Below are 12,333 nucleotides of genomic sequence, written 5' to 3' on the forward strand. Positions count from 1 at the left end.
CTTATATTTAACGCTCCGGAAACCAATTGCAGGATGAATACACTATACAAAAACTGTTTACGCTTTACCACCGTTGCCGCATGTATGCTGCAATGGAGTTGTGCGCATACCCCTTACGCCGCGACCAACAAACAATACAAACAGCAGGCAAAAACCTACGCACAAACCATACGCGAAGTGCCGCCGCCTACCGGCTTCGATTCACTGAAAGAGGCGCCGGATTTCACCGGCACCATCAATTTCAACATGCGTAAACCCAATTTTGTAATTATTCACCATACTGCCCAAAACAGCTGCGAGCAAACACTGAAAACATTTACTACCGTTAAAACACAGGTAAGTGCGCATTATGTGATTTGCAAAGACGGCACGGTTCACCATATGCTGAATGACTATCTGCGCGCCTGGCAGGCGGGTATCAGCAGATGGGGTAACGTTACAGATATTAATTCCGTTTCAATAGGTATTGAGATAGACAACAATGGATTTGAAGAATTTACAGCCGACCAGATTACCAGCCTGCTGCACCTGCTGAAAGGCCTGAAGAAGACCTATGGCATACCGGCAGCCAACTTTATCGGTCATGCTGATATTGCCCCTACCCGCAAAAACGATCCCAACGTACATTTTCCCTGGAAATTACTTGCAGACAATGGTTATGGCCTTTGGTACGGCGACACTACACAGGTAACCGTACCTGAAAGCTTCAGCAATCTGCAGGCGCTGCGCATTATCGGGTACGATATTAGAGATAGCAGTGCAGCCATACAGGCGTTCAAACGCCATTTTTTACAGCAGGATACCAGCAAAGTATTGTACGAAGAAGACCGCAAAGTGTTATTTCTGCTGGAGCACAAATACGAATAAGCGTTTGTACCACTCATCAGTTTTTTACTCCCACTGATGTATTGCGTTTTGGAACACAAGCTATGTTGCAGCAATTTCGCATACCAATATTTATAAAAAATTGTTATGAGAAAGATTTACATGCTGCTCACGCTGGCTTTGCTAACTGGCTTTTGTGCCGGTGCGCAGACCATTTCGGGATCAGTAAAGGATGCCGAAGGGAAAACAGTAACTAATGCAACCGTTTCACTTTTACGTGCAAAAGATTCAGTTTTGGTTAAACTGAATGTAACCGATAAAGATGGTGCTTACAAATTTTCCAATGCCAAACCAGGCAATTACCTTATCAGCGTTGCCTATGTGGGCTTTGATAAGGGTTATTCCAAAACATTTGAACTGGGCACAGATGCCGTTACCGTACCCGCTATTGCGCTGGCAAAACCAACCGCACAACTGGGCGGCGTAACCGTTGTGGCCAAAAAACCAATGGTGGAGGTAAAAGCAGACAAAACCATTGTAAACGTAGAGAACAGCATTAATGCCGTGGGTAACGATGCGATGGAACTGCTGCGTAAATCGCCCGGCGTACTGGTTGACAAAGATGATAACCTGAGCCTGAGCGGTAAAAACGGTGTGCAGATATACATCGATGGCAAACCTTCGCCGCTGACCGGTAAGGACCTGGCCGATTACCTGCGTACCATTCAATCATCACAGGTTGAATCTATTGAGCTGATCACCAACCCTTCTGCCAAATTTGAAGCAGCAGGTAATGCAGGTATCATCAACATTAAACTGAAGAAAAACAGGTCGTACGGCACCAATGGTTCTGCTACTGCCGGTTACAACATTGGTACATATGCCAAGTACAATGCCGGTTTATCACTGAATAACAGGGGTAAAAAAGTAAACCTTTTTGGTAATTACAACTACAACAAGAACCTGAACGAGAACTTTTTTCACCTGAACCGTTCTATCAGCGATACGTCGTTTGACCAGCATTCTACCATGACGCAGCGCAGCAACACGCATGGTTTTAAAGCCGGTGCGGATTATTACGCTACTGCGCGCAGCACTTTTGGTGTGATGGTGAACGGCACCTTATCAGACAACAGCTCAGGCACACGCAGCTTAACACCGATTGTGTATATACCAACCGGCGAGGTAAACCGCTTACTGCTGGCGCGCAATATTGCAGACGGCAAACGCAATAACATTAACGGCAACGTGAATTACCGCTTCGCCGATACATCAGGTCATGAACTGAATGTTGATGGTGATTACGGCTGGTACCAGATAAGAAGCAACCAGCTGCAGCCCAACTATTATTACACACCTGACAATGCGCACCTGATTAACCAGATTGTGTACAATATGATTGCGCCTACCGACATTAACCTGTACTCACTGAAAAGCGACTACGAACAGAACTTCAAGAAAGGCAGGCTGGGTTTAGGCTTTAAAACATCGTATGTAAAAACGGGTAACGATTTTCAGCGCTACAATGTGTATTCCAGCTCAAAATTCCTGGATACCCTGCGCAGCAATAATTTCGATTACAAGGAAAACATCAACGCGGTGTATGCAAACTATAACCGCCAGCTGAAAGGCGTAATGTTCCAGGTTGGTTTACGCGTTGAGAACACCAATTCAAAAGGCGAATCAAACGGTTATAAAATGCTGGGTAATGACTATGCTACTTATGATTCAACTTTTAAACGTCATTATACGGACTTCTTCCCAAGTGCGGCCCTTACGTTTAACAAGAACCCGATGAACCAGCTGACCTTTTCGTACAGCAGGCGTATTGACCGCCCTGCATACCAGGATCTGAACCCGTTTGAATTTAAACTGGACGAGTACACTTACCAGAAAGGCAATACGCAGTTAACGCCGCAGTATACCAACAGCTTTTCGGTAACGCATATGTACAAATACTTTTTGAACACTACTTTGAGCTACAGCCATGTGAGTGATGTATTTGCACAGCTGGTAGATACTGCTGACAAATCAAAATCGTTCATCACCAAGAAAAACCTGGCAACCCAGAATCTGGTGAACCTGAACATCAGCGCACCATTAACATTTAAATGGTACAGCGCCTTTATCAATGTGAACTCCAGCTATTCACATTATAAATCAACCGACCCCAGCCCAGACAGGAACATTAACCTGGATGTGGTGAACTTTAACTTCTATGCGCAAAACACCTTTAAGCTCACCAAAACATTCAGCACCGAGATAAGCGGCTTTTACAGCTCGCCTTCCATATGGCAGGGTACGTTTAAAAGCAAGCAAATGTGGAGTGTAGATGCGGGTGTACAGCAACAGGTACTGAAAGGCAAGGGTACAATTAAAGCAACAGTAAGCGATGTATTCTTAACCATGCGCTGGGCTGCTACCAGTGATTATGCCGGTCAGCACATACGCGCCAACGGTGGCTGGGAAAGCCGCTTGTTAAAACTCAACTTCACTTACCGCTTTGGCAGTAACCAGGTGAAAGCTGCACGCCAGCGCAAAACTGCAGCCGATGAAGAAAGCAAACGCGTAAACGGCGGAGGCGGCGGAATCGGCAACAACTAAGATCAACTGCATAAACAAAGAGCCACCTTCGGGTGGCTCTTTTTATGCGGTTATATGGTTATATGCTTTGATTGTTGGAAAACCGTTGTGTTATCAATTTGATATTCTTTAACAGAAGTGTGGAAGAAATGGCACAAGTTTGGAACTATATGAGGCAAAACAGTTTCCACATGAAAAAAATATTAATCGCTGCAGTATTGTTCGCCGCAGCCGGACTTGTATCAAAAGCAGATGCACAGGTTAGCGTTGGAGTAGGCATACATGTAGGCATTGGTTCACCCGCTTATTATGCACCTCCGCCACCACCTCCAAGAGTGGTTGTATACGAACAGCCGGTTTGCCCGAGACCTGCAGTGGTATACGAACGCCCTTGCCCAAGGCCGGTAGTCGTATACCGCGAACCTTACCCCAGAAGGGTTGTAGTGGTTCGTGAAGACAGGTACCGTGGAGGCTACAGGGACAATGGCCGTCATGAAGGATGGTACAAACACGATCGCGATCATGGTCGTGGTGGCTATGGCGGTGGTTACAGCCGTGATATTTACCATAACTAAGCAGGATATTATAAAACAACCATACAGCGTCACAAAAAAGCTCACCTGAACAGTGGGCTTTTTTTATGCACCTGCTCCTGTTGCTATACTAACTTATTTATTTTTTATAGACCTCTCCTTCTTTCATTACCCAGCTTACCTGTTGCAAGAGGCTGATGTTTTGCAGCGGGTTACCCTTCACTGCAATAATATCTGCCCAGGCACCGGCTTTTATTTCGCCTATTTGTCCGGGCATATCGAGCAATTGCGCGGCAGTGATGGTAGCTGTTTGAATAGCCTTTACCGGGCTCATACCCCATTGCACCATGTATTCAAAATCTTTGGCCTGCGGTGCATCCCAGCTGTAGCCGCCGATATCGGTACCATATGCAATGGTAACACCTGCTGCCATTGCTTTTTTAAACAGGGCAGGAAAGGTTTCCATAAAATATTTATTGATGGGCTGGCCTTCTTTTGCGCGGCCATCTGCCACATAATCGCAGATATAAATGGTGGGGCACCAATACACGTGTTGTTTGGCCATGAGCTGCAAACACTCATCGTCCATACCGAAGCCATGTTCAATGCTAACGGCACCTGCACGAATGGCATCGAGTACGCCATCGCGGGTTACGGCGTGGGCTGCGAGCTTTTTGTGTGAGCGGGCGGTTTCATCTCCCACGGCAGTGATTTCTTCTTTGGTGAAATTAGGCAGGCTATGGTACACGCCGTCGGGCTGGCGGTAATAACCGCGATCTGCATAAATCTTAATCCAGTCTGCCCCATGTGCTACCTGCTCACGCACGGCACGCCTGGCTTCATCGGCACCGTTTATTTCCTGGATGCCTTTGGGTAAATCAAGCTCCCAGTTATATTCCTTCGGACTTAATGCATAATGCCCCACCGTATTGATGGCGCGGGTGGCCACCTGCATACGCGGGCCTGCAATGACATGGTTGTTGATTGCCTTTTTGATGTCGACATCTGCATACATGGCGCCTTCTGTTTCAAGGTCGCGTATGGTGGTAAAACCATTGCCGAGCGCGATGGCAGCGCTGCGACTGGCGCGCAGCGTGCGGTAGGGAATGGATTCTTTGAGCAGCTGTACGGCATAATCATCACTGGTAACATCGCCCTGCAGCAGCACATGCGTATGGCAGTCAATTAAACCGGGCAATACAAAGTAACCGGATAAATCAATCAGCGTATCGGCCTGCACAGGCTTATCAGTCACCTGTTCAATTCTGCCGTTTTTTATGAGTATGGTTTGTTGGGTAAGCACCTGCCCTGTTCTGGTATCGAGCAGGCTGCCGCATTTAAGAGCAGTTGTTTTTTGGGCGAAGCTGGTTACCGGCGAAAAGAGGGAGGCCAGTACAGCGAAGCATAACATGCGCATAGTTGGTTGGTTTATTAGCGCAGTTAATTTACAACTGTTCGTGCTAATCTTCCAATTCGCGGCAATAGTAACCTGCCTGCTGCAGGTGCTGCTCAACCAAACGGGGTGAAAGGCTGGGTGTTACAATGCGCAGGATATAATCTTCATCGTGCAGGTCAACATTCCAGCGCACGATGCCTGCGAGCTGTTTTAGAAAAGATCCCGCTTGTTTAACCTGTTGCCTGTTTTCAAGGCTGGTTTTAAATACCAGGATATTCATACATTAGGTTTTACTGAGTAGAAAAACGCTGTTGGTTAGCGGCACTTGTTGCGAAAACGTGCCTGGAATTTCTCCCGATCTTCGGGTGTCATCTCCTGCCATTTTTCAAACATGCGGTAACGCCATCTTGCATTGCCGCCGCCCCAGCCTTTGAAACCGCCGAACAGTATACGGCATAGCACCAGCAGCCCAAGCGCCTGCCAGAAATTCATGGTTTGCACATGCAGTACGGGGGTAAGAATGTTGTTCCACAACTGCATTACCACTTCGCCCAATACAAACACGGCAACGACTACCATCAGCAATATTTTGGCGAACTTTATCTCGTTAAAACGCCCTCTCATAGTTATGGGTATTAATAGTTTAATAATTCGTTTCGAACCACCTCCAGCTTTTGGCGGAGGTACAGTACTGCATAGCGCTTGCGGGATATGAGCGTATTGACCAGTTCTCCTGTTTGTGCCGCGATTTCCTTAAACGACAGTCCTTCCATTTCGTGCAGCACGAACACCTGTTTCTGCTCTTCGGGCAGTTCGTCGAGGCTTTGGTAAAGAATATCCCAGAACACGCCGCGGAGATAGGAAGTTTCGGGGTTATCGGCTTCGTCGAAAAGCAATTCCGTCCAGTCCAGCTGATCGTTTTCGGCTCCTTCTGTTCCAAATACATCGTCGAGAAGGCTGGGTTTGTGCTTGCGTTTGCCGTCGGTTATTTTATTGCGGGCCACGGTAAACAACCAGTTGGCCACCTGGTCAACATCGTCTACCCGGTCGGCAAACTGGTAAAACACATCCTGCAAAATATCTTCCGCATCGGCCTGCGTGGCTACCCTGCGACGGATAAAGCCGAACAGCCGTTTGCTGTAGGCCTCGATCACCTGGGTTATATTTCGCTTGGATTGTTCAGCCACCTGGTCAGATATGGAAATAGCGTTATGCATTTTGTTACTAGAGCAGACGAATAACGGGCAAGGATATTTTAAAGATGCGAAGATTTTTTTGAGAAACCCCGGCCAGGGGCATTTTCCTGGCGGCAGGGAGACCCGGGCAGCTGGGCGGGAGCAGAGATCGGAGCAGCTTTTTCACGCAAGGCTCGCAAAGGTGCAAGGCCGCAAAGGCGCATAAGAACACCCGGTTAAACGACCTTGACGGTGGCACCTGATATTATTTCATTGTTACTCAATACCTGCAAGTGTAGCTTCTGTTATCTTAGCAGTACCAAAGTATTCGCATGAAAAAATCAGTTCTGTTGCTGGCCCTTGGCCTGAGTTGCTATGGCGGTTTCTCGCAAACGCTGGAGCAACTGGAAAGCGGGCGTGTTCATTTACCCAATGGCTGGAACCTTACGCCGGCAGGCACCAGTTTACCGTTGGGCGATTTGCCCCTGAACCTGGCCCTCTCCCCGTCTAAAAAGTATATGGCGGTTACCAATAACGGGCAAAGTGTGCAGTCGTTGCAGTTGATTGACGTTAAAAACGAAAGCATACTGGATAATGTGGTGATCCCCAAATCGTGGCTTGGACTAAAGTTCAGCAGTGATGAAAAATTCCTGTACGCATCCGGCGGGAACGACAACCGGGTGCTGAAATACGCACTGAACAACAAGAAGCTGCAACTGGTTGACAGCTTTGCACTTGGCCCCAAATGGCCGGTGAAGATTTCGCCTTCAGGGCTGGATATTGACGATAAACGTGAGCTGTTGTATATCACTACCAAGGAAAACCACTCCCTGTACATTGTTGAGCTGGCTACCAAGAAAGTACAGCAGGTACAGCTGGAAGCTGAGGCGTATACCTGTTTGCTTTCGCCCGATAAAAAAGAACTGTATATCAGCTGCTGGGGCTGCGACAAGGTGCTGGTATTTGATACTGACAAACGCCAGCTGACTGCGGAGATTGCAGTGGGTGATAACCCCAACGATTTGTGCCTGACGCGTAAAGGCCAGTACCTGTATGTGGCCAATGCCAACGACAATTCCGTATCGGTGATTACTGTACGGGACAGGAAGGTGATAGAAACGCTGAATGCGGCATTGTATCCTGCGGCGCCGAATGGCTCAACCTCCAACGCCCTGGCTTTAAGTGCGGATGAAAAAACGCTGTACATCGCGAATGCAGATAACAATTGCCTGGCCGTGTTTAATGTAAGCGACCACGGGCACAGCCAGTCCAAAGGTTTTATACCTACCGGCTGGTACCCTACTGCCATTAAAGTGGTAGATAAAAAGCTGTTTGTGGCCAATGGTAAAGGATTTTCTTCGATGGCCAACCCATACGGCCCCAACCCGGTGGGCAAAAAACAGCAGGTGAACTACCAGGGTGGCGATGCGGCGCGGCCAAAAGAAGTACAATATATAGGTGGCTTATTTAAAGGCACGCTGAGCATTTTGCCGGAGCCGGATGAGAAGCAGCTGGCTATTTTTTCCCAGGCTGTGTACCACAACACACCTTATCACAAAGAAGGCGAACTGGCAGTAACGGGCATTGAAGAAGGCAACCCGATTCCGCATAAGATAGGACAGGCATCGCCCATTAAACACGTGTTTTACATTATCAAGGAAAACAGGACGTACGACCAGGTGCTGGGCGATATGCCGCAGGGCAATGGCGATACGAGCCTTGTATTGTTTGGCAGGCATGTAACACCTAACCTGCATGCCATTGCCGGCGAGTTTGTGCTGCTGGATAATTTTTACTGCGATGGCGAGGTAAGCGCAGACGGGCATAACTGGAGCATGGGCGCCTATGCAACAGATTACCTGGAAAAGAACTGGCCCACCAGTTATGGAGGCCGCGGCGGTACTTATCCAGCAGAGGGCAATATGACTGTAGCGAATAACAAAGGCGGTTTTATATGGGATCATTGCCAGCGTGCAGGTATCAGCTACCGTTCGTATGGCGAGTTTGCAGACAATTACAAACCGAACATCCCGGTGTTGAAAAATCATATCTGCCCGTTTTATACCGGCTGGGATTTAGGTGTACAGGATACCGTTCGTTTCGGGCAATGGAGAAGAGATTTTGATTCATTACTTGCTGCAGGTGCTGTACCGCAGTTTAATACAGTTCGATTTGGCAACGACCATACGGAGGGATTGAAAAAAGGCAAGCATACACCTTACGCGCACGTGGCAGATAACGACCTGGCGGTAGGGATGTTTATTGAATACCTGAGCAAAAGCCCCTTGTGGAAAGAAAGCGCTGTGTTTATTATTGAAGACGATGCGCAGAACGGGCCCGACCATGTAGACGCGCACCGCACTACGGCTTATGTAGCCGGCGGGTTTGTGAAGCGTGGGTATGTTGATCATACCATGTACTCTACTTCGTCTATGCTGCGCACCATGGAACTGATACTCGGCATTCCGCCCATGAGCCAGTACGATGCAGCTGCAACACCCATGTGGCGCAGCTTTTCGGCTACGCCAGATCTTAGTCCGTTTGTAGCGCGCCCGCTGGAAGTAGATATTACCGAACGCAATGAGGTAGTAAATGCCTGGCAGCGGAAGAGTGAAACATTCGATTTTTCGCAGGAAGACAAGATACCTGATGAAGCATTTACAGAAGTAATATGGAAAGCCGTGAAAGGCGCCAATGCCATAGTACCTGCGCCGAAGAGAGCCGCATTTGTGAAGGTAACCAAACAGAAAGATGATGACGATTAGTTGCCTGGTAAAGCTTATTGAAAACAACTTGCTATAAAAGAAAAAGCCACCTGATGGGTGGCTTTTTCAGTATTTAAAAGATCACTTTAATAACATCGGGGGTTTCTTCGGCATTCGGCTCATCGAGCGATTTGCTGAACAACACCTTTTTCTTATCCTGCGAAAGCTGGGCATTTTCGCCGACTACAGACTTGGCAGCTCTTGGCAATATAAACTCTGATTTATACTGCAACAGGGCTTCGAGGCCGATCATTACTTTTACCAGTCCCATGGCCTGCTGTGTTTCGGCAGCGTGTTCTGCAGCACCGGGATGACTGTTGTCGAGGGTAATCACCAGTGTATCTTTCCCATGCCAGGTAAGGTTTTGTCTTTTCAAGCCGCCCACCGGTACTTTCTCATCCATATCGTTGGGCAGGTTCAGTGTGTTGGCAGCAAAGTCGTTGTATCCTTCCAGCGTAGGCATTTTAAAGTTCAGGGTGCCGGTGCGTGTTGCTTTGTTCCAGGGGGTAGATTCGGCTGTAGCGCCGGGTATCTGCAAAGCTGTTTTTTTGATATTGGCTGCGAGACTGTCCCATGCGTAAGAAATGGAATCCATGCCACCTGCGGGCTGTCCCTGTTGTTGTGCGATGGCTATAAATTTAGCGGCAGCCCCACTATCCAGGTTAAATTCCATTGTTCTGTTCACGCTATTATTGGCATTCAGCTGTACCCGTTCCTTTACCGAACAGGCAGTAATACCAAGCAGCAGACTGCTGATGATTGCAAAGTTTCTCATGGCTTAAAAGTAAGGGAAATTGTGGTGCTGCATCATCGAAACTTGGCATGTGCCATAGTTTTCCATGTTAACGCCAACTTAAAAACCGCGAACCCGGATACGGCGTTTTCAGGATATCAGGCGCAATTCATCCCAACGCGTAGTAAAGCGATCGCTTCGATGCTCCTGCCGCATTTTCCAGTCACGGCTGGTACCTGATGAGGCGAATTTCAGTGCATCATCGCGCATACTGAAATTGATATTATCCATCATATTCATCAGTACCTGGTTTTTGTTTTCGCGTTTCTCTACAAACAGGTTGCCTTGTATGGTGTCATCAGGCACCAGTCCGCTTAAGATAATACCTGCTTTTTTGTACCGGTAACCGGTTTTGTACAATTTCTCCGTAATGCGGATAGCCGGTTTGATTAATTCATGCGTGGCAGCAGTGGCATGCGGCAATATTTCGTACAGGCTATGACTTGCGCCATGACTGTAATGCCAGCTGTTTTTCCGTTCCTGTTCTTTTTGCAGCGCTTCTGCTGATTTTTCCTTGCTTACCACAAAAACACTGATGATGCTGGCAGCGCTGTGCTGGCGGCGTAATTTCTCCGCCGCCCTTGATACATAGGTTGCAACGGCTTCTTTGATGTCTAATAAATTGGTCACAGCGCTTCCAAACATCCTGGTAGTAGCGATCATCTTTTTCTCTACCAGTTCATCGTCCATTTCAAGGGAGGGAATGCCATTTAATTCACGCAGCAAACGCTGCCCTATCACACCACCCAGGTTTTTACGTACCCATTCTTCATTCATGCGGCTGAGCTGCCAGGCATCTTCAATGCCCAGTGTACGCAGTTTTTCCGCATGCCTGTAACCCACGCCCCATATATCTCCCACGCGTGTGGCAATCAATGCCTGCTCAATGGCTTCAGGTGAATCGAGTACCATTATACAGGCAGTTTCTTTTTTATGTTGTTTGGCTATTTTATTGGCCAGTTTGGCCAGCACCTTGGTAGGTGCTACGCCAATGGACACCGCGATGCCTGTCCACTGCTCTACCGTGCGCCGCACTGCTGCTGCAAAATTTTGCAGCTGCCCGGGCTCTATATGCGATAAGTCCAGGAAAGCTTCATCTACCGAATACACTTCCACGTAACCCTCCGGCAACAGGGAGCGCAGGGTTTCCATTACACGCCAGCTCATATCGCCATACAGGTTGTAATTGGATGAGAAAGTGCTTACCTGGTGTTGGGCAAACAGCTCTTTCTGCTGGAAAAACGGAACAGCCATACCCACCCCTATCTTTTTGGCTTCATCACTGCGCGATACAATACAGCCATCATTGTTACTCAGCACTACTACCGGACTGTGCCACAGATCAGGCCGGAATACCCGCTCACACGAACAGTAAAAACTATTACAATCCACAATGGCCTTCATCTGCTACCATTTTATTGCAAGCTAAATAATTCCGCCATAAAATACTAATATTATTAGCATTAAAATTTCCCACATTCCGTGGCCCGGAGTTTGTTTCCTGATTCATAAAACGTTATGCCGGAAGGACCAACCATTGTGATATTGAAAGAAGAAGTGCAGGCATTTGCCGGTAAAAAGATTATTGGCGTGGCCGGCAACACTAAAATGGACAAAGAGCGGCTGCTGAACCAAACCGTTACTGGTTTTAAAAGCTGGGGCAAACATTTCCTGATCTGCTTCCATACATTTACCGTACGCATCCATTTTATGCTGTTTGGCAGCTACCGTATCAATGAACGCAAAGCAGCTGTGCCAAGACTGCAATTGCAGTTTGCCAAAGGAATGGAACTGAATTTCTATACCTGTTCCATACAGTTTATTGAAACCCCGCTTGATGAAGTGTATGACTGGACTGCCGATGTAATGAACGAAACCTGGAGCCCGCGCAAGGCCACCAGGAAACTGCGCGACAAGCCCGATATGCTGGTTTGCGATGCCTTACTTGATCAGCATATTTTCGCGGGTGTGGGTAACATCATTAAAAACGAAGTATTGTTCCGTATACGTGTTCACCCGTTGAGTGTGGTGGGCAAACTGCCAGCTGCTAAATTGGCTGCGTTGGTAAAGCAGGCAAGGCAATACAGTTTTGAATTCCTGGAGTGGAAGAAGGCGTATGTGCTGAAGAAACACTGGCTGGCGCATACCAGGAAAATATGTCCGCGCGATGAAGTGCCCTTTCATAAGGAATACCTGGGGAAGACACACAGGCGTACGTTTTTTTGCACCGTGTGCCAGGTGTTGTATGGGGAATAACGTGGGC

Annotated in this window: 11 protein-coding genes; 5 read left to right on the forward strand and 6 right to left on the reverse strand. The window is 47.8% G+C overall.

What is annotated here, in order from left to right:
• The first annotated feature begins 33 nt into the window (after positions 1-33).
• The 3 genes from DXN05_RS02400 to DXN05_RS02410 all read left to right on the forward strand — a co-directional run bounded on the left by DXN05_RS02400 (position 34) and on the right by DXN05_RS02410 (position 3,983).
• A complete protein-coding gene (locus tag DXN05_RS02400) occupies positions 34-867 on the forward strand; it encodes an N-acetylmuramoyl-L-alanine amidase (RefSeq protein ID WP_116845602.1) in 834 nt (277 codons plus the stop codon).
• Positions 868-972: 105 nt separating this feature from the next.
• Complete coding sequence (locus tag DXN05_RS02405; protein ID WP_245975099.1) at positions 973-3,429, forward strand: outer membrane beta-barrel family protein; 2,457 nt, start codon at positions 973-975, stop codon at positions 3,427-3,429.
• A 170-nt stretch (positions 3,430-3,599) separates the two neighbouring features.
• Positions 3,600-3,983, forward strand: a complete 384-nt coding sequence (locus DXN05_RS02410) for a hypothetical protein (RefSeq protein ID WP_211329963.1) — start codon at positions 3,600-3,602, stop codon at positions 3,981-3,983.
• A 97-nt stretch (positions 3,984-4,080) separates the two neighbouring features.
• Here the strand turns inward: DXN05_RS02410 and DXN05_RS02415 are convergent, their stop codons facing one another.
• From DXN05_RS02415 to DXN05_RS02430, 4 genes are read right to left on the reverse strand one after another with little or no spacing between them, the layout of a single operon-like run.
• A complete protein-coding gene (locus tag DXN05_RS02415; protein WP_116845604.1) occupies positions 4,081-5,358 on the reverse strand; it encodes an amidohydrolase family protein in 1,278 nt (425 codons plus the stop codon).
• A gap of 43 nt (positions 5,359-5,401) precedes the next feature.
• Positions 5,402-5,617 carry a hypothetical protein gene (locus DXN05_RS02420; RefSeq protein WP_116845605.1) on the reverse strand — a complete coding sequence of 72 codons (216 nt, stop codon included), beginning with the start codon at positions 5,615-5,617 and terminating at the stop codon, positions 5,402-5,404.
• A 35-nt stretch (positions 5,618-5,652) separates the two neighbouring features.
• Positions 5,653-5,961, reverse strand: coding sequence for a hypothetical protein (locus tag DXN05_RS02425; RefSeq protein WP_116845606.1), 309 nt, complete (start codon positions 5,959-5,961; stop codon positions 5,653-5,655).
• An 11-nt stretch (positions 5,962-5,972) separates the two neighbouring features.
• A complete protein-coding gene (locus tag DXN05_RS02430) occupies positions 5,973-6,554 on the reverse strand; it encodes an RNA polymerase sigma factor (protein ID WP_116845607.1) in 582 nt (193 codons plus the stop codon).
• A 290-nt stretch (positions 6,555-6,844) separates the two neighbouring features.
• Here DXN05_RS02430 and DXN05_RS02440 point away from each other — a divergent pair, with 290 nt between their 5' ends.
• Entirely contained in the window at positions 6,845-9,277 is a 2,433-nt protein-coding gene (locus DXN05_RS02440) for a bifunctional YncE family protein/alkaline phosphatase family protein (protein ID WP_116845609.1), read from the forward strand.
• Positions 9,278-9,350: 73 nt separating this feature from the next.
• Here DXN05_RS02440 and DXN05_RS02445 read toward each other — a convergent pair whose 3' ends face one another.
• Complete coding sequence (locus DXN05_RS02445) at positions 9,351-10,052, reverse strand: hypothetical protein (protein WP_116845610.1); 702 nt, start codon at positions 10,050-10,052, stop codon at positions 9,351-9,353.
• Positions 10,053-10,160: 108 nt separating this feature from the next.
• Positions 10,161-11,474, reverse strand: coding sequence for a Y-family DNA polymerase (locus DXN05_RS02450; RefSeq protein WP_116845611.1), 1,314 nt, complete (start codon positions 11,472-11,474; stop codon positions 10,161-10,163).
• A gap of 114 nt (positions 11,475-11,588) precedes the next feature.
• Between DXN05_RS02450 and DXN05_RS02455 the strand changes: the two genes are divergently transcribed.
• Positions 11,589-12,326, forward strand: coding sequence for a DNA-formamidopyrimidine glycosylase family protein (locus DXN05_RS02455; RefSeq protein WP_116845612.1), 738 nt, complete (start codon positions 11,589-11,591; stop codon positions 12,324-12,326).
• Positions 12,327-12,333 lie beyond the last annotated feature (7 nt).

The sequence above is a fragment of the Deminuibacter soli genome, assembly GCF_003412455.1.
Classification (GTDB): domain Bacteria; phylum Bacteroidota; class Bacteroidia; order Chitinophagales; family Chitinophagaceae; genus Deminuibacter; species Deminuibacter soli.